The sequence below is a fragment of the Algibacter ulvanivorans genome, from assembly GCF_048381495.1.
Taxonomy (GTDB): Bacteria; Bacteroidota; Bacteroidia; order Flavobacteriales; family Flavobacteriaceae; genus Algibacter_B; species Algibacter_B ulvanivorans.
In genome coordinates, this window is the sequence record NZ_JBLWGD010000002.1 from 591,129 (window position 1) to 609,981 (window position 18,853).

Sequence of the window (18,853 nt, forward strand, 5' to 3'; positions counted from 1 at the left end):
CTCACATATTGATTTAGCCAAAATTTTAAGAGATCGAATGAGTTACTAAATCACATCAAAGATAGAAATCCTATTATTAGGCCTAAGAGTGTGAGGATTGCTAAAATTATATCTATAGATGTTTTATTAGACTCCCAAAAGACTTTAAACTTTGATTTTTTTATTTTGGGAAAAATACCTTTTCTATTAAATAATTCTTTAGCCTCATCAAACGTTATAGATTGCATTTTATTTGAATAATACAATTGTTCTAATTTTTGTAATTGATAATGTAGGAACTTCATTTCACTATATTTATTAAGCCAATCATTTAGTTTTGATTTCACCAAAAAATAATCATCTTCATTTTTACTTCCTAATTCTACTAATGCTACCAAGTAATCATTTCTACTAGTCCAAACATCAGTTCCATATTTATTAATTAATGAATCTTCAAATATTTCAATTAAGTCATTCAGTTTTGCTCCTTTTAAACCTTTTAAACCGAAAATTCTATCTGGCAATTGTTTGTTTTTGAGCACCCATTTTTTCAATAAAGTAAAGGCTTCTTCTTCCTTTATCATCGAAATTCTTTGTATATAACGTAAACAAGTTTCTTCGTTTTCTTCAACATCTATCTTAGCTTTAAGATATGCTATTACTGGAACAAATTTCTTTTCAGCAAGAAGATTAGTTGCATGAAGTTGAACATCAATTGAAAAATCATTTATAATATCGAGAATGTCAGTATTGCTACCACCAAGTTCGAGATATTGAGTAATAAGTTGATTGACCTCAAATTTATCCTTATTAGAGTCTTGTATTTCTTTAAATATTAAAGGAGTTGCTTTTTTTAAATTTAGCTCTTGACAATATTTAAAGTGGTTTTGCTTTACTATTGGTGTGATTTCATCTTTTTCTAAGTTTTGAAGAATTTGTTTAGCAACTTTATCTAGACCTAATTTTTCTATTAAAAAATTTCTAGTTTTTGGAATTTTAGAGTCATTTTCATCTTGTTTAACTATATTCTTAACAGGAAGAAAATAACAATCTACATAAAGAAAATCTAAATAATTTCTCTCGGATAATTCAATATTCAGTCTTTGTGAAAAATAAGATATAAAGAGTTCAGTATATCTGTAATCATAACCATTAACAGAAAATTTTATGGCTGTTTTAAAATTTGCCGTCAAAATTTCCTTATTTACCCAAGCTTTAATATAAGTTGTCTCCTTTTCATTATATTCAAAATCAGAATTATTCTTATCAAATTTGACAAGATTATGTAGAGTAAACCATTTCCATCTATCTTCACTTTCAACTAGTTCTTCAATTTCTGTAAATTCAACATACTCTTTTCCTCTAGCTTTATCTCTAAGAGTATCAACAACAATCTGATTTGACATTTCTTCATCATTGAATCTTTTTTTCTTCCAATTATATAATTCTTTCGAAGTAATTTTTGATTTATCTTTTGCATCTTCTTCAAACACTAGTTTTGCTTCATTTAAAAACGCATCTTTGTCAAAAAGCAATTCTATATCTCTTTTTAGTCTTGATTTTTTTAAAGCCTCATGGTCTATCTTATTATAACTATATTTTTCTTTATCAATTTTGACTAATTCATTATGGTATAAATCATGTATTTCACTTCTACCATCAAAAGCAAGGAAATTACGAATACGCCATGTTTCAGGGTCAACAAGCTTCCCATCCTTAATTTCATTTATTAGGAATTTTACACCATCTTCATTGCATACAAGTGTTAATCCATAGTCAAAATGAGAATCTGTTCCATTTAATTTTATTTGGTAATCTTTATATAACTTTATAAATGCTTTAAACTCTGTATTTGTTTCTATAAAAAACTGCTTAAAATCATTTCCTAACTCACGATAATATCGTCTCGAAAAGACTTCCAAAAGATTTAAGACACCGTCATAGACTTCTTCATAACCATCTAAATAAACTTTTGTAGCTTTCTTTAATGTCGATTTGATTTGTTCAAAATAAATATCTTCAATGTAAGAGTTTTTGTCATGAGATGCTGACCATTCTAGGAGTCTCAATACACCCTTAGGAGAATCTATTTTAGTAAGCAATAATTCAAGATTATATTTTTCATCCGAAAGTCTTGTTTCAGTATTTTCGGAACGATTATTAATTCTAACAATTGGTTTTTGTATAAGATCTATTCCTTTCAATAAAACTTCAATATGTTCATCAATTTGATTAGAATTTTCTAGATATTTATAAAATCCAGCTCGAATGTATTGTCCAGATTCTAAAGAATTAAATTTTGCGATTTCTTGAGTTAATTCTGAGTCAAATATTTTGAGCTCAGACAACGCATATAAGCAATGATACTTAATTTTACCTGACAACTCTACTTCAGAAATTTTTGATAATAAAACATCTCTTATTTTGCTTTTATAATTATCAATGTTCATAAAAGATGGAAGCATTCGTAAAGCCTCAGATATAATAAGCATATTACTTGTTCCATCAATTTTTGCTATTAAATATTCAATAATAGTAAAGCTATCTGAAACAAACAAAGCCAAATCTTCAGATTCAAATTTTTCGTTACGGATTATTATTTCTTTAGATTCATACTCCTCATAAATATCTTTAAATAGTTTCTCTCTTATTTTTAAATCAATTTTATCTTTTTCAAATCTTATTAAAATATCAGGTTCTATAGTCTTAATCCAAACAACTAAATCATCTAGTTTTTCACTTTTGGGTTCTACAATACTAAATAGAAATGATAAAGTATTTAACCAAGAGGGTTTTATTTTTTTAAATTCAGGTTCAAATGATACGAATTCTTGAATTTGATCAATTCTAAGTCTAGATAGAAACTTTGCTGCTAAATATTCTTGAAAATTATTATGCTCAAATTCCCATTGAGTTAGTTTTGGCGTCTTATTAAATAAAAATGTTCTTTTTATAATTTTTAAAAGATGCTCATCAGATAGCAATGGAAATACTTCTGTTCTCTCATCTAAATAATTCTTGCCCATACTTTCAGCAATAACAGCCAATTGCTCAATAAATGGTTCTATTTTTATTGAATAATCTAGAATACTTACACCAGAATTCTCATATTTATCATAATCTGTTTCTATCCTTTGCTTTATTAAAAAATCAAATACCGTTTTCTTTGATTCTGGGATTTTCTTATTAGAATTATAATAGTCAACTAAATTAACTAAGTAAAAAGGAGAATATAATAAGTCATAAAACTTTTTTTTACGTAAGTCTTCAATAAATCTTTCAGGTTCAATATCAATCTTACCTTTTAAATAAGAATGGACTGAAAAATAGTCTAATGGCTTAATTAAGTATGTTGAAAAGCCTTCAAGTTTTGCTCTTCTTTTATCAGTTTCAGCAATATAAAAGTTGTTTCTACATGAAACTACTATTTTGGCATCATTATACTTTTTACTCAAAATAGTTATATTATTAACCGCAATATCTAGATAGTCAACATGTACTTCGTCTAAGGCATCCAATAATATTAATAACTTTTTATGAGGAATTTTTTTGAATTCTGGATATTCAAGTTCTAAAAGTTCTTCAATATTTTGATTGGTCAGAGTATTAAGTCTAATTTTTATTGGATAAAAATCACTATTTCCATGAGAGTGTTCAAAGGCTACATTTGCCAGTTCAATACTTTTTCCTGAACCTGCAACTCCTAAAACTGTAATCCTTTTTTTATCATCTATAACATCCAAAAGAGTTTTAGATTCAAGACTGAACTCTCCTTCTCCTCTTACTGTTGTCACATACCTAGTTATATAATCCTTGGTTTCAGTATAGATTTTTTTTTCTGGCAATGCTTCATGTACCTCTATTTTTAATGAAGCATCTATGGCTTTAAGTTCTTCTATTCGGTCTGAATCAATGCCATGAGCCGTTTCTTCAAATAACTCGTCAAATTCACTCGCTTTATTGTAGAATTTGTTTTCATGATTAGCTTTCATTTCACGAAGAGCAGATGAATCATATTTTTCAGCATTTTTATCAATAAATGCATGATGATTAGGGCAAAGAAGTAAAAGATTATCAAAAGAATTGATTTCATCAATTGGAAGTTCAGAGTCATACCTTGCTCCATTTGGATTAACCGCATTTATATGACACATTTCCCCAAGTAAAACATCTTCTTCCAAATTATAAACTCGTTCTGTACAATTAGGAAAACAACATTGATTACCAGATAAGGCAAAAAGCTTCTTCTTTACTGCATCAGTTATAGCTTTCCTTCCCATATTATTTACCGAAATCAATTTTGATTAAACGAAAAATAAATATATTACTTAAATCTTGACAATTAAAATCTAAATTGTAATAAAAATCATAATATTATGAACATATATTTCATTCCACACACATTCCACTACACTCCTATCGTCGCTTCGTAAAAAGAGTGTTCCATTAACATCGCAGAGAAACATTTGTAAAGAAAAAAATAAAGAGAATAATGTATTAAACTTTCGCTTTTGCCAAAGCAAAGTTACATAACGCAGAACATTATAGTACACTTTTAATATTGGACTATCCTGTGGATGATTCAATATTAAAACAGCTTTTAGTTATAGATTTGATGTGTGTTACTATGTAGCTATATTAGAAATCTGGCGAATAATTATCCATCACTTGCCTACGCCAAAAAAAGCAAACGCTTTTAGCTTCGTATTTGTAATTCTTCTGTAATTAAAATTCTCGTTGTAAAAAATTTTCAGAAAACACTATATAATATAAATATGCAATTATAAACAGAGTTAATGTATTACAACTCTAGTGGCTCAACTTTTTCAAACAGTTCAGTTATTAAATACTGCAAATTATCTGGTGTAACTTCTCTAAAATACCCCAATAGATCTTGCGATGTGGCATATCTATCAGTTTTTGTTTTTAGTTTACCATTGGTTGTATTCCAATCTTCAAGAAAGCGTTTTAAGGCTTTATTTACTTGCTCCTCTCCTATTGTTTTTTGAAGCTTATACATGTTGATTGCGCCTTTAGCATAATATATGTAGTCTTGGTTTTCAACCAAAGCAAGCGATGGTTCGTTAGCAGATTCTCTATTTTGTCCGTTTTTATAATCTTCGTTTTGAACTTCTAAAAACTGAAACAATTTTTCTTCGGAATATGCTTGTTTTAACACCATCATTGCAGCGTATTGCGACAAGGTCTCTAAAACAAAATATTGTCCTTTTACATTAGCTGCTTCTACTTGCATACCAAACCATTGGTGTGCAATTTCGTGGGCAGTTACAAAAAATGCCATATCTACATCTTTTTCATCATCTATATCTAACACAAAGCCAATAGATTCTGAAAACGGAATGGTGCCCGGAAACGATTGTGCAAATTTTGAAAATCGCGGAAACTCCATGATGCGCAAATGCTGATACTGATACGGACTGAAATGTTTGCTATAATAACTCAAAGAAGCTTTCATTGATGCCATCATTCTATCAATATTATAAGTGTGTGATTTATGATAATAAATCTCAAGGTCAACAGGTTTTGAAATGGTGTCTTGGTTAGCAATCCAAGTGTCCTTTTTTATGTCGTAAGTTGCGGAAACTATGGAATAAAAGTTAATCATAGGAATATCCATTTTATAATGAAAATAATTACGATTATTTGTTGTCCATTGCTTTAATACATCTCCAGGAACAATGGCTGTTTGGTCTATAGATGTGCCAATAATCATTTCAAAATTAATACCATCCGAATCACTTCCAGAGCGTGCATTTACGAGTTCGTTTTTATCATTTCTGTCAGCTCTATTTGAACGAACAGGTAAACCATATTCTTTACGTTCGTCAGCATCATTAAGTTCGTATTTTTTGTTATAACCTATGGTTGGTAAATCGGTATTATTAAAAAATGTGCCATTGTTGTTGATGTTTACATTTCCGTTTCCAGATTCAAATCCATTAGAAGTAAAGCTTTGCTTAAAGTACATTTTTACAGTCTCATCTGGTTTTAATGCCTCATTCAAATTGAAAACGGAATATTCAAACCTTTCATATAGATTATCGGTTGTGAATCCGCCTTCAAAAGCAATACTATCCAAGGTTACATTCTCCTCAATGAGCTTCTGAATGTGAATAGATTTAATACTTTCAGCAGTCGTATTTTTCAATATATAATAGCCTTCTACAGTATAATCTCGGGTTTCAGGATATAATTCTAGTTGCAAATTAACATCTACCAATTTTGGCTGTGGCATATATTCAAATTGTTTGAGTTCCTTTTCATAGGCAATTCTAAAAGCTGTGGCTTCTGAGTTTGTCCAATAGGTATTTAAAATATTCGTGTTATAAAAGATAAAACTTCCAACTGCAACAAACAAGATAAGTACCATACTCGCAAATTTTAAAAGTGGCTTACTTAATCTATACTTGCTGGCTTTTATTCGCTTTAGCAAATTAGTTTCAGTACCTCTAACATATACCAAAGACCCCATAATCAGTAATAATAATCCGAAAAGAAACCAATAGGATTTAATAATTAGATAGGGTTTTAATTGATGACCGTAACCATTCATATCGGAATAAGCACCTAGAGAATTCCCTCCAAAAAAGTATAACACGTGATTAAAGCCAAACATACCAAAGGCGATATTGGCAATAAAACATACAATTACCAGCATAATGCCTACAAACTTATTATTCACCACCGACTGAATAAAAAATGCTACACAGGTGTACAAGGCTAAAAACGGAAAAATCTCAAGAAAAAAGCCGTAAAAATAGACTTTAGGCTCGTAGTTATAATAGCCGCTTAAGGTTTGGAATATAACTCCGGAAAGAATTAAAGCAAGTATTAAAACCACATAAATTAAGTTCAACCCAATATACTTTCCCAGAAGTTTTATAAAGCTAGACATTGGTGTAGCATCGTAAATTAGGTTGAGTTTAGCGCCTCTTTCTTTCCAAACCAATTCGCCAGAATAAAAGACCAAAATGATGATGAAAAAATAAATGGATGTTTCTTGAAGTTCTTCAACAATAAAATAGGTCGCTGGATAACTATCTACGCCATAGACAGTACCTAGATTTACCGAGTTGATAAGAATGATAATCATACCACAAATAACAATACCCCAAAATGATGATTGCTTGCAAATGCTTACAAAATAAAACCACGAAAACTGTTTTAATTGCGTCCATTTAGCTGATAATCCATAGTGTTTTTCGGCAGTTGGGATAACAACATGACTAACTTTATTGGTGGTTTTAACGGCTAATGCTTTCTTTTTTTTATTTCGCTTTTCATTAACGACATTAAAATTGAATTTTCTATAGCCGTAAGTAAGTGCTAGTATTCCTAGAAGTACCCAAAATAATTTGTTATACAAAAGCGCACCTGCAAAAGGAATACTTTGTGTACTCTTCTCTACAACCGACCAAGATGCTGTAGCGAAAGTTGTGGTAGTTAACGAAAACGGATCTAAAATGGCTTGCCAAAAATCGTTAGTAATGGCTTTGGTTAACATAAAAACGACAAACACAAAAATTCCTTGTGTGTAAACAACCACTAAATTTCGGCTTAAAGCTCCAGAAACAAAAAATAGTGCAGCACCAAAAAAGATAGTTGGTAAGGCTACCATTAAAAAGGTCTTGATATAAATCATTGCGTTGAAGTCTAAAAAGTCTTCTGAATTTTGCCAAGGCATGAACTCTCCAAGTATCATCCCGAATAAAATACCAGAAAATGCAAATAGTAGCACCGCAAAAGAACCTAAAAAGCGCCCTAATAAATAATCTTTTTTGCGGATTGGTGTTGAATACATTAAGGATTCTATGTTGTATTCAAAATCGCGTAATACCGAAACTCCCATAATCATAGAGGCCAAAATCATAAAGAGTCCTGTAATGGCGCCCATAGTTTTTGCGATGACTATAGGTGAATTCTTTTTCATGAGTCCCATTTCAGAACCTTGAAAAATAAAATCGACGCCAACTATTGAAAATAGTAGTAGAAATAGGAAAAACACGTAAGTATCTGGTCGTTTAATACGATACTGCAACTCGAACTTAAAAATATTATACCACATAACTAGTTAGATTTGGCGTTAGTTGTATTGAATATTTCCGAGAAATACACATCTTCCAATTCGGCATTAATCTGCGAAAACCCATTCCCTGGGTTAGACTCACTTAAAATATGAATGGTTGGTTTTCCGAGAAATAATTTTTCACTAATCACCTGATAGTTTTGCTTGTATGCATTCAATTCGGGTTTTTCAATGGTTTTCTTATAAACCTTCCCTTTTAAGTTTTCTAGTATTTGTAACGGATTCCCTTGCAAGCAAACTTGCCCTTGATTAATAATGGCCATGTTTGTACAAAGCTCTTTAACATCGTCCACAATATGAGTTGATAATATCACAACAGTATGCTCACCTAATTCACTTAATACATTGTAAAATCGGTTACGTTCGACAGGATCTAATCCTGCAGTTGGTTCATCTACAATCAATAATTTAGGATTGTTTAATAAGGCCTGTGCAATGCCAAAACGCTGTTTCATACCACCAGAAAACCCTTTAAGATTTTGATGTCGCACCTCATACAAATTGGTTTTATGTAAAAGCGCTTTTACGAGTTCTTTACGTTCATTTTTGTTAGCAATGCCTTTTAATACGGCAAAATGATTAAGTAATACTTCGGCAGAAATTTTGGGATACAATCCAAATTGTTGTGGTAAGTAACCTAAAACCTGTCGTAACTCATTTTTCTGTGTTAACACATCTATGTTTCCAAGTGTTATGGTGCCTTGATCCGCATCCTGTAAAGTCGCAATGGTTCTCATTAAAGTAGATTTACCTGCGCCATTTGGTCCCAACAAGCCAAACATTCCTTTAGGAATTTCTAAAGAAATATTTTGAAGCGCCTTAACGCCATTAGCATAGGTTTTTGATAGATTGTCAATAATGAGTTCCATAGGGTTCGTTTTTTAATTGATTATTGATGCAAACTTATATGGTATGGCCGTTGCGTAAAATAAAATGGGATACATGTACGCTTACCTGTGACACAAACACTTTTGAAGCGCATAAACGTCCTTTATCCCAGTTAAACCATCTTTCAAACCCGCACAGCTATTGTTTATCAACTAATTTGTACACGGTTATTTATTTAAGTAATATTGGCTTATGAATTTGAAAATATCAGATAATAGAAAGAAAATTATAACGCGATTTTATAAAATTGCGCTAGTAATTATTGGTGCAATCCTCATCATTTTTAATGATGCTCTTGGCAAAATTGAAGGCTTTGTAGAATTTCTGGCCTTGTACTTTATCTTAATATTTGTCACTATTGCTTACTGGATTTTTAAGCAAATCAAATCCATTATCCGATTAAAGAATGAAAAGGCTAAAACAGAATTGTTGCATTTAAAAAGTCAAGTGAATCCACATTTCTTCTTTAATACACTAAATAATTTATATGGATTAATGGAAAAGGATTCAAAAGAAAGAAAGATGGTGCTTAAATTGTCTGATATGATGCGCTATAGTATATATGAAGGCGAAAAAGATTGGGTGAGTTTAGAAGATGAAATTACATACCTAAACAACTATATTGAGCTTCAAGAAATTCGATACCACAAAAAGTCTGATGTACAATTTAAGCATCAGGTTGAAAATCCGCAAGGCAAAATCATGCCACTCTTATTCATCATTTTAGTGGAAAATGCGTTTAAACATGGTTTAGAAAACTTGGATAAAAACGCGTATATTCATATTTATTTAACCGAAAGCAACAATAACGTGACATTTACAATTGAAAATAATTTTGAATCACAACAATCATCAAGTGAAATTGGAATTGGTTTAAAAAACTTAAAACGACGTTTAGAATTGGTATATCCAAAGCAACATTCGCTTTCTTTTAATATTAATAAAAACATTTATAGTGTTACACTTACTTTAAAATTAAAATAATGCGGTATTTAATTATAGATGATGAACATATAGCCCACAAAATTATAATGGAATATTGCGACATGTTGCCTCATATGCAGCTTCAAAAAAACTGTTATAATGCTTTAGAAGCGCTTGAATATTTAAACACGCATCAAGTAGATTTAATTTTTTTAGACATCAATATGCCAAAACTTAAAGGCTTTGATTTTTTAAAAACTTTATCATCGCCACCAAAAGTTATTGTAACTACCGCCTATAGTGAGTTTGCTTTAGAAGGTTATGAATTGAATGTGGTGGATTATTTATTGAAACCCTTTAGTTTAGAGCGTTTTTTAAAGGCTGTGAATAAAGCTACAGATTCTAATTCGTCAAATACGACTACGAATGCTTCAATTTCAAAAGAACATGATACTTCAGAAAAGCGTATGTTTTTCCGTCAGAATAAATCTCATATACAAGTAGAAGTTGATGCTATTTTATTCATAGAAGCTGCTGGCAACTATACCAAAGTAGTTTGTAAAAATGAAACAATTACCATACGAGAAAAAATATCGGATATATTAGAATCACTCCCAACAAAAGATTTTATACAAGTACACAAATCGTTTGCGGTAGCCACAAAATACATTAAAAAAATTGATGGCAATAGGATTTATATTGAGGATTATACTATTCCGATTGGGAAATTGTATAAGCACAATTTGAATAAAATTCTATAAATTAATGATATATAGCAATAAAGTCAGGTATTATTTTTTACTTCTTATGCTTATCAAGCATTTTAAGAAATTCATCTTTCTCTATTTTACCAGTAATATACTCAAGCATTTTTCCTTGAGGATCTATAATGATTGTTGTTGGTGTTATATTAATTTTATACTGTTTTACGAGCTCTGAAGAACTAGGATCATCGATATCAATTATTACTGAGACTACTTCAGAATTAATGATTTCCATAACTTCCTCATCTGCAAACACTTCACGTTTCATAATGCGACATGGAGCACACCATTTTCCTGTAAAAAAGATAAGTATGTTTTTGTTAGATTCTTTCGACATATTTTTAGCAGACGTAAAATCACTAGCCCAAGCAATATCGTTAGATGGCACATAAAACGAATACCAAGCATAAGAAAGTGAAAGCACTAAAAAAGTTAACCAAAACCATCTCCAAAATGGATGTGACCTCTTTTTTGATTCCTTTTGTGTAGAGTGATTTGTTTTCGACATGTTATGTTTAGTTATTCTTTTTTATAATTTTTGTAATTTTTTTATATAAGGTTTCCATTTTAGTCCAAGAATTAGCGCCACTTGTGCTTATAAATAAAACAATTACAGCATCTAATTCTTTATGATAACGAGCTATACTTTGATATCCTGGTAATAAACCTGTATGCTCAAACGTATATATTGATGTATAGATTTCTTGTTCTTTTTCAGTTAAAAGAGAGCCATCGTTTAAAGCTCTTAAAAACACACCTACATCGCTAATGGTTGCCACCATAGAACCTCCTGGATTAATATAGTCGTTGTATTTAACATCTTTTTCGTAACCCACAAAATAGCCGCTCATTACATCTTCTAAATCTACTTCACTCAACAAACTATAGGTATTCTTTAAACCTAATTTTTCAACAATCACTTTTCTTATGTATTTATGATGACTATAACCTAAGGTGTTATCTAAAATCTCTCCAATGAGTAAATAATTGGTGTTAGAATATTTGTATTTTTTATTAGGTTTAAAATCTGCAGGCATATCGTAAACCAAACTGTAGGTTTCGTTATTTGTTTTAAATGGCGTATTCCAAGGATAGTCGGGATGTCTGGTATAATCGGGAATTCCGCTTTTATGTTTTACCAATAATTCAAGTGTAATTTCATCTGCATTTTCTATTCTAGACGCTCTTTCTGGCAAATAGTCTTTTAAGGTTTTGTTTAGCGATAAACTATCTGCCGCTACTAATTTAGCTACTGTTGCCGCAATATATAATTTAGAAATACTCGCGATTTTAAATAGCGAATTAGGATCTGCAGGAATTTGATTCTCACGATTTTTCCAACCGGAAGCATATTGTTTTGTATTTCCTTTTTGGTTTATATATAAAATAGCGCCATCAAACCCATATAGTGAAACTTTATTAATCTCCTCTTGAACAGTATTTGATTGAGGCGATAATTTAACTTTTAAAATATCCCAAGGCACAAAGTAAAGTGATGCTATGGAAGCTACAATAAGTATAATTCGAAACATTTTTTTTTTGGTTGTTTTCATCTTGTTTTTAATTATTGTTGCAAATGTCTATATACTTTTCAAACAGGAAAAAAAGGATTTACTGAAGTGTAAAATATCTATACCGAACTGTTTGCTTTAATTTTTAACTTGTAAAATAGTATTTTCAATAGCCTTAAAATCTTGATACTAAATCGTACTTTGAATTTTAAAACAATATTATTTTATGTAATGAAGAAAGATTTTTTACTCTTTTAATTATTTTTCACCAAAAAACATAATGCAGTTGTTTTCGTTTTTTGGTAAAGTATGGAATTGCTTTTTAAGGTATACTGTTGCAAACAATAAAATGTAGCCTATTAATTATTAGGCATTTTTGAAGGCATTTTTTCCTTTACATGATTATTTTACGCTTCATTAGATTTTTCTAGTTGCTGTCTAATATGTTCACTATCCCAATGATTATCGTAAGAGACAATACCTCTTTTAAAATCGTTTTCTAGTAACTTTTCTTGCTGTTCGAGTTCTTTTCTGGCTTTAAAAATGTAGTTATCATCTCGCTTAGGTGCAGTTGCCAATCTTCGCAAACTAGCTTCATCATATTTAATAAAATTTTGCACTTGGCGGTTTAGTGTATATTTTCTAAAGCCTAATTTATTAAGCGCATCACTCGCTAACGCTAACGAAGTGTCTAAAGTTTCACGATAAATATTAGTAACATCTATATTTAATAATTCATAAGCATCGTAACGGTTTTTAGTACGAACCAACATCTCAACGTGCGGATATTTTTCTTTTACAATTTTACTAATGGCTTTTGCTACAGAGACTTTATTAGTGGCGCAAATTAATAATTTAGCTTCGGCAATTCCTGCAGATTCTAACAAATCTTCGCGTGTGGCATCACCATAATATACTTCAAATCCCATTTTACGAAGAAAATCTACTCGATTAGAATCGAAATCTAAAATTGTAGCTTCAACACCATGAGAACGTAAAAACCGGCCAACCGTACTACCAAAATGCCCGAAACCTACTAAAATTACTTTTTGCGATTTGGCAATATGGTCCATTGGACGTTTTACAGATTCTTTTGTACCTATTTTAGGAAGAATAAAACGCTCATTTACCAATGCTAAAATTGGTGTAAGCGACATAGATACCGCAGTAACTACCAGCATCATATCCATTTGCTCTTGCTCTAAAATATTAAGCTGAAAAGCAAACGAGAGTAATACAAAAGCAAACTCACCAACTTGAGCTAAACTAAATGTTAGTAATATATTTTGGTCTAATTTTAATTTAAAAACACGTCCTGTTATAAACAATACCAATGCTTTAATTATAATAATGGCTAATAAAATACTACCAATTGTTAATGGACTAGTAGCAATTACTACAAAGTTGATGGATGCACCAACGGCCATAAAAAAGAGGCCGAGTAATAGGTTTTTAAAAGGTTCTAGCGTACTTTCTAACTCGTGCTTAAATTCGCTAGTTGATAATACAACGCCGCCTAAAAAAGCACCTAAAGCAGGACTTAAACCAACAAATTCCATGAGGTACGAAATACCGAAAACAATTAAAAACGCAGCCGCTATTAACAATTCTCTAACGCCTGTTTTAGCCACTTTACGAAGCATTGGTACAACTACAAAACGACCAGCTACGACTATTAAAACTACCGAAAGTATAATTGCTAAAGTTTGTAATCCTATTGGCAAACTTTCTATTAAAGTTTCTGTAGAATGTGAATTAGTAGATGCTGTTTCTTCTGATGAATTACTCAATAACGGTAAAGCACCAATCATAAAAATCACAATAATATCTTGAAATAATAATATTGAAAATGAGCTTGAACCAAAGGTCGTATTCATTAAGCCTTTTTCTTTAATGGTTTGCAATGCAATTGCAGTAGATGATAAAGCTACAGCCATACCTATTACCAATGACACACGCCATTGGTACCCTAAAATCGCAAATAATATATACGTTAGTCCAACGGTTAATACCACTTGTATACCTCCCATTCCTAGTATAGATTTTCGCATATTCCAGAAGTTTTTGGGTTCAATTTCTAATCCTATTAAAAATAGCATTACAACAACACCAAACTCTGCAAAATGTAGTATATCTTCACCTTCTTCTCCTATAAAACCTAGTACATAAGGCCCAATAATAACACCAGCCAACAAATAGCCAATTACCGAACTTAACCCTAAACGTTTAGCTAAGGACACGCAAATAATAGCACCTGCTAAAAATACAATCGCTTCAAATAATAAACTTCCAGACATATATTAAGCGGTTAAAATTTCTAAATCATTAAGAAAAAAACAATTTGATAATTGTATTGTATCAAAACTACCTTGAAGCAAATTAATAAGTTGTTCGTATTGGTTGGCGTAATTTACTAAGTCTTTATCAGACAAATTATGTGTTCCCATTACAGCAAAAGGCGGCAAATAGGTCATGCCGCATAATTTTGCAGTTTGCTCGTAAGGTCTTAAAAACTCGTTAATGGTATAGGTGTTATAACCTTCAGAACAATAAACCTCTTTAGAACCACCTGTAGTAATAACATTAAAAACTGTTTTGTTTTGAAGTACTTTACCATTGGGGCCATAAGCCCAATTAAACTCTAAAACCAAATCTTTCCATTGCTTTAAAATAGCAGGACTACTATACCAATACAATGGGTGATGCCAAATAATAATATCGTGTTCTGCCAACAATTCTTGTTCGCGTTGTACATTAATATGAAAATTTGGATAATGCTCGTATAAATCGTGAAACGTAACGTAATCTTTATCTTTTAAACGTTCTATTAAAGCTAGGTTAGCTCTAGACTTTTCAAATTTTGGATGAGCAAAAAGAACAAGTATTTTTTTCATTGGTTTTTAGGTGGCTAATTAAAATTTTTATCGCTTATAATGGTTTTTATTAAAGTTAATAATAATTTTACTGTGTTATCATCATAAGCATCTGGATGCGCATTTGCATACATAGCTTTATCATTGTCAAAATATGTGCCCGATTGGTTTATATGACGTTCTGACATTGTTAAATCATGAATAACATTAACACCTTTTTCTGCTGGCGACCAATGTTGTCCGTAAGCTTCGTTAGCCATTTTGGTATTTAATAAAGAACCTAGATTAATTGCTATACTTATAATTTCTTTATGTTGTTTAGCAAAATGAAACGACCACATTGTTAACGCTAATTTGCTTTGCGCGTAGCTTTGCATTTACTATCTTACTCGTCGTGGTTTTAGCTTCAACAATATAAATATCATCTGGTATAAAAACAAAAAAGCTATTTGGTATATAGTTTATTGTTTTATTATTTGTTTTTATACAACCACTACCCTTTTCAATATATTGAATTTCAAAAAAACGAATATTGGTATATTCGCAAAACGAAAAAAATGTTTGGTTTTCGTGTTATTGTATTACAATGTCTTTTAAAATGGTTCTTGGCATGAATATGCTTTTTAATAAAGTTAATATATATCTATAATAGAAAAAGCCACAATGTTGCGGCTTCTTCTTGCTATTAATCAATATTTAAGATTCAATTATGATTAAATTTATTATATGATTACATTAAAATTACCGTTACTTCTTATGTAGATTACTGTTTCTTTTTCTGCTGAAATTTTTGAAACTACATTTTCTTTAACACCAAAGTAAGAACCTGGTGTTAATTTATTTTCAGCTTTGTCTTTAAAAAACTGATGTATTAACTCTCCAGAAATTATAACTGCTCTAAAATTAGAACTTAAATTTTTAATGCTGCCGGTAAATCCTGCTGGTAATTTTAAAAGTACTGCTCGTAATTCATTTTTTTTGTGGCTTCCCCATAAAAAAGCAGTTTGCACATTACTCTTTTTAGAAATCCATTCAATATCGTTTGCATTTAGCCAAACCAGATTCGTTTTATCTACATTAATTGGTTTCTCGCCATTATTAAAAACTTCCGTTGTTGGTTTTACCAAATATGGACCTTCTTGAATATCTAAAAACGCTAAATTATCATCGCCATCTGCTGCTGTAATGTGAGCTTCACCTGCTGGTTGTTGCCAGTAAGAACCTGCTGATAACCATTGCTTTTCGGCATTTTCATCATCGTTATGCAATAAGCCTTTAATAACCACTCCGCGGTAGGTAATGTTATGAATATGTGGTGGCGAAGAAAATCCTTTTTTAAATTTCACCAAGAAACCTGCAGGTTCGTTTTTAGTTCTATCTCCCCAAAGTTTTCCTGCTGCCGGACTTTTATTGCCACGTAACGGATTTAACCAACCCCACTTAATATTCTCTGCAGTTACTACTTCATTTTTGGTTTTTATTGCATCAGTTGTTGGTGTTTGAGCATTTATAAAAACTGTAAATAGTATTGCAATTAGAAACAAAATACTTTTTTTCATAACTATCAGTATAAAACTTATATTTCTGTAAAAATCTCGTTTTCAGTTAATCTTGCTTTTGGTGTTTTATCTGTAGAATTAAAATCTGATTCTGCTCTGTATCCTATAGATACAGCAACTAAAGCCGTATAGCCTTTCTCTCTTAAACCAAATTCTTCGTCTAAGGCTTTTACATCTATACCTTCCATTGGTGTTGCATCAATCCCTAAACTAGCTACGCCTAACAAAAAGCCTCCTATGTTTAAGTAAACCTGTTTTTCCATCCAATGTTGAAGATCTTTTAAATCGTATTTATGTATACCTGCAAATGTTTTAACAGCACCTTCAAAACCTTTTTTTATGTCTTCATTAGGAAATCTTCCATTTTTATCTTCTGTATCTGCAATGTGCTTATAATATGTGTCATCAGCAGTAATTTTAGAACAAAATAGTATTACTGCAGAAGCATTGGTTACTTTTGGTTCATTAAAATGAAAAAAACCTTGTGTGCCTTTTGCCATACGTGCTTTACCTTCTGTAGTATTAGCTATTATAAAGTGCCAAGGTTGAAGGTTTACGCTTGAAGGACTCATTCTTAATAAGTTTTTTACCTCTACCATGTTTGTTTCAGATATTTTTTTGGTTGGGTTAAACTCTTTTGTTGTGTATCTCCAGTTTAATGTTTCTTTTAAATTCATTTTATATTTCTTTTAAAGTTGATTTTAATTATACTATAAAAAGTATAGTGCAAATGTAATTGGTGTATTCAAAATTTACAATAACGGTCAAAAATGATAGTATAAAAAAAGTTACATATAAAAGAATAAAACGTAGTTATAACAAGGCATTTGAAAGAATGTTAAAAATACTATAAAAAGTATAGTTGTGTAAAAAACTATAGTGTTATATCTTTGTGTAATTATAAGTTTAAAATAATTATCTTTTTCAATTATGTATAAATTTAAAAATAAAGAATACCCTTGTTGTGCAAGCTTAACTATGGGAGTTATAGGTGGAAAGTGGAAAACAGTTATTTTATATCATTTAATGAGTGGTACACTTAGGTATAGCGAGTTGCGAAAAGAAATGCCAACCGTTACTGAGCGTACATTAAGTTTACAATTAAAAACTTTAGAAGAAGATGGCATAATAAAAAGAAAAGTATACACAACCAAACCTCCTTTAAAAGTAGAGTATTCTTTAACCAATTTTGGCAAAACTTTAATTCCTGTTGTACAATCCATTGCCAATTGGGGTATTTTTGCTGTAGAAAAAAATAAAGGCACATTAATAAAGTAAAAAAATAAAAGATTAACTTAAATTAAAATATAATAATCTAATATCTTCGCGCGCATTATGTGGATATACTTAGGATTATTAGCCGCTTTATTTTTAGGCTTGCATAATTTATGCAAAAAACATGCAGTACAGGGTAATGAAGTTTTTCCGGTACTATTTGGTACTATTTTTTCGGGTTTTTTATTAATTCTGCCATTATATATTGGCTCTGTATTTTATCCCGAATACATGATTAAAACACAGTTGTACATTACAGATATTTCATGGAAAACACATGGGTTTATTTTTATAAAATCTGCAATAATGGCTTGCTCATGGATTTTAGCATACCAAGCTTTAAAACATTTGCCCATAACCATTGTAACTCCAATAAGATCTGCTGGGCCTTTTTTTACTTTTATAGGCGCAATTGTTATTTATAAAGAAAGCCCTAACCCTTTGCAGTGGATTGGCTTTTTCCTTATTATTTTTTCGGTAATATTATATTCTAAAATAGGAAAAAAAGAAGGTATAAACTTTAAGAAAAATAAATGGATATTTGCTATTATTGGCGCTACATTTTTAGGCGCGTCAAGTGGTTTATACGATAAATTTTTAATACAAAACTTAGATTTAAATCCTCAAACTTTACAATTTTGGTTTTGCTTATATACTATAATTATTTTACTAGTTATTTTAGCTATTAATTGGTTTCCATATCCAAATAAAAGAAACGCATTTAAGTTTAGATGGTCTATAATTGCTGTTGGTATTTTGTTACAAATGGCCGATTATTTTTATTTCAAGGCGTTACAAGATCCAGACGCCCTAATTATGCTACTCTCTGCAATAAAACGTAGCCAAATAATAATTGCTGTTGTTATTGGTGGTTTGCTTTTTAAAGAACAAAATAAACGCAAAAAATTGGTGCCTTTGCTGGGTATAATGATTGGTGTTTGTTTAATTTTGTATTCAAGTAGCTAAAAATAAA

The 18,853-nt window shown here is 30.6% G+C and carries 14 protein-coding genes; 4 read left to right on the forward strand and 10 right to left on the reverse strand.

All coding sequences use genetic code 11. The features are described from left to right. Positions 1–50: 50 nt before the first annotated feature. The 3 genes from ACNG5D_RS08100 to ACNG5D_RS08110 all read right to left on the reverse strand — a co-directional run bounded on the left by ACNG5D_RS08100 (position 51) and on the right by ACNG5D_RS08110 (position 8,955). Positions 51–4,259 carry an NACHT domain-containing protein gene (locus ACNG5D_RS08100; protein WP_418182997.1) on the reverse strand — a complete coding sequence of 1,403 codons (4,209 nt, stop codon included), beginning with the start codon at positions 4,257–4,259 and terminating at the stop codon, positions 51–53. A 521-nt stretch (positions 4,260–4,780) separates the two neighbouring features. After that, entirely contained in the window at positions 4,781–8,065 is a 3,285-nt protein-coding gene (locus ACNG5D_RS08105; protein WP_418182998.1) for an ABC transporter permease/M1 family aminopeptidase, read from the reverse strand. 2 nt (positions 8,066–8,067) lie between these two features. Then, a complete protein-coding gene (locus ACNG5D_RS08110; RefSeq protein ID WP_418182999.1) occupies positions 8,068–8,955 on the reverse strand; it encodes an ABC transporter ATP-binding protein in 888 nt (295 codons plus the stop codon). 211 nt (positions 8,956–9,166) lie between these two features. Here ACNG5D_RS08110 and ACNG5D_RS08115 point away from each other — a divergent pair, with 211 nt between their 5' ends. Both ACNG5D_RS08115 and ACNG5D_RS08120 read left to right on the forward strand, forming a co-directional pair. Further along, entirely contained in the window at positions 9,167–9,958 is a 792-nt protein-coding gene (locus ACNG5D_RS08115) for a sensor histidine kinase (RefSeq protein WP_418183000.1), read from the forward strand. Beyond that, positions 9,955–10,659 carry a LytR/AlgR family response regulator transcription factor gene (locus ACNG5D_RS08120; RefSeq protein WP_418183070.1) on the forward strand — a complete coding sequence of 235 codons (705 nt, stop codon included), beginning with the start codon at positions 9,955–9,957 and terminating at the stop codon, positions 10,657–10,659. Before ACNG5D_RS08115 ends, ACNG5D_RS08120 begins: the two co-directional genes overlap by 4 nt. A 37-nt stretch (positions 10,660–10,696) precedes the next feature. Here ACNG5D_RS08120 and ACNG5D_RS08125 read toward each other — a convergent pair whose 3' ends face one another. The 7 genes from ACNG5D_RS08125 to nfsB form a co-directional block, all read right to left on the reverse strand. Beyond that, positions 10,697–11,170, reverse strand: coding sequence for a thioredoxin family protein (locus ACNG5D_RS08125; protein ID WP_418183001.1), 474 nt, complete (start codon positions 11,168–11,170; stop codon positions 10,697–10,699). A gap of 7 nt (positions 11,171–11,177) precedes the next feature. Continuing rightward, positions 11,178–12,194 (reverse strand): serine hydrolase domain-containing protein, encoded by a 1,017-nt coding sequence (locus ACNG5D_RS08130; protein ID WP_418183002.1) that lies wholly within the window; start codon positions 12,192–12,194, stop codon positions 11,178–11,180. A gap of 386 nt (positions 12,195–12,580) precedes the next feature. Further along, positions 12,581–14,470 (reverse strand): monovalent cation:proton antiporter-2 (CPA2) family protein, encoded by a 1,890-nt coding sequence (locus ACNG5D_RS08135; protein ID WP_418183003.1) that lies wholly within the window; start codon positions 14,468–14,470, stop codon positions 12,581–12,583. Positions 14,471–14,473: 3 nt separating this feature from the next. After that, the gene (locus tag ACNG5D_RS08140; RefSeq protein WP_418183004.1) at positions 14,474–15,067 is read right to left on the reverse strand and encodes an NAD(P)H-dependent oxidoreductase; all 594 of its coding nucleotides are present in this window, start codon (positions 15,065–15,067) and stop codon (positions 14,474–14,476) included. 14 nt (positions 15,068–15,081) lie between these two features. After that, a complete protein-coding gene (locus ACNG5D_RS08145) occupies positions 15,082–15,387 on the reverse strand; it encodes a hypothetical protein (protein WP_418183005.1) in 306 nt (101 codons plus the stop codon). A 381-nt stretch (positions 15,388–15,768) separates the two neighbouring features. Beyond that, complete coding sequence (locus ACNG5D_RS08150; RefSeq protein WP_418183006.1) at positions 15,769–16,605, reverse strand: DUF4437 domain-containing protein; 837 nt, start codon at positions 16,603–16,605, stop codon at positions 15,769–15,771. Positions 16,606–16,622: 17 nt separating this feature from the next. Continuing rightward, on the reverse strand, positions 16,623–17,282 hold the full coding sequence (gene nfsB, locus ACNG5D_RS08155; RefSeq protein ID WP_418183007.1) for an oxygen-insensitive NAD(P)H nitroreductase: 660 nt from the start codon (positions 17,280–17,282) through the stop codon (positions 16,623–16,625). Positions 17,283–17,535: 253 nt separating this feature from the next. Here nfsB and ACNG5D_RS08160 point away from each other — a divergent pair, with 253 nt between their 5' ends. Both ACNG5D_RS08160 and ACNG5D_RS08165 read left to right on the forward strand, forming a co-directional pair. Beyond that, the gene (locus ACNG5D_RS08160; protein WP_418183008.1) at positions 17,536–17,883 is read left to right on the forward strand and encodes a winged helix-turn-helix transcriptional regulator; all 348 of its coding nucleotides are present in this window, start codon (positions 17,536–17,538) and stop codon (positions 17,881–17,883) included. A 57-nt stretch (positions 17,884–17,940) separates the two neighbouring features. Beyond that, positions 17,941–18,846, forward strand: a complete 906-nt coding sequence (locus ACNG5D_RS08165; protein ID WP_418183009.1) for an EamA family transporter — start codon at positions 17,941–17,943, stop codon at positions 18,844–18,846. The last annotated feature ends 7 nt before the right edge of the window (positions 18,847–18,853 follow it).

Coding starts and splice junctions, on each gene's coding strand:
- nfsB (WP_418183007.1), bottom strand. CDS start 17,282: ATGAATTTAAAAGAAACATTAAACTGGAGATACACAACAAAAGAGTTT.
- ACNG5D_RS08150 (WP_418183006.1), bottom strand. CDS start 16,605: ATGAAAAAAAGTATTTTGTTTCTAATTGCAATACTATTTACAGTTTTT.
- ACNG5D_RS08140 (WP_418183004.1), bottom strand. CDS start 15,067: ATGAAAAAAATACTTGTTCTTTTTGCTCATCCAAAATTTGAAAAGTCT.
- ACNG5D_RS08125 (WP_418183001.1), bottom strand. CDS start 11,170: ATGTCGAAAACAAATCACTCTACACAAAAGGAATCAAAAAAGAGGTCA.
- ACNG5D_RS08100 (WP_418182997.1), bottom strand. CDS start 4,259: ATGGGAAGGAAAGCTATAACTGATGCAGTAAAGAAGAAGCTTTTTGCC.
- ACNG5D_RS08145 (WP_418183005.1), bottom strand. CDS start 15,387: ATGTGGTCGTTTCATTTTGCTAAACAACATAAAGAAATTATAAGTATA.
- ACNG5D_RS08130 (WP_418183002.1), bottom strand. CDS start 12,194: ATGTTTCGAATTATACTTATTGTAGCTTCCATAGCATCACTTTACTTT.
- ACNG5D_RS08105 (WP_418182998.1), bottom strand. CDS start 8,065: ATGTGGTATAATATTTTTAAGTTCGAGTTGCAGTATCGTATTAAACGA.
- ACNG5D_RS08115 (WP_418183000.1), top strand. CDS start 9,167: ATGAATTTGAAAATATCAGATAATAGAAAGAAAATTATAACGCGATTT.
- ACNG5D_RS08160 (WP_418183008.1), top strand. CDS start 17,536: ATGTATAAATTTAAAAATAAAGAATACCCTTGTTGTGCAAGCTTAACT.
- ACNG5D_RS08135 (WP_418183003.1), bottom strand. CDS start 14,470: ATGTCTGGAAGTTTATTATTTGAAGCGATTGTATTTTTAGCAGGTGCT.
- ACNG5D_RS08110 (WP_418182999.1), bottom strand. CDS start 8,955: ATGGAACTCATTATTGACAATCTATCAAAAACCTATGCTAATGGCGTT.
- ACNG5D_RS08165 (WP_418183009.1), top strand. CDS start 17,941: ATGTGGATATACTTAGGATTATTAGCCGCTTTATTTTTAGGCTTGCAT.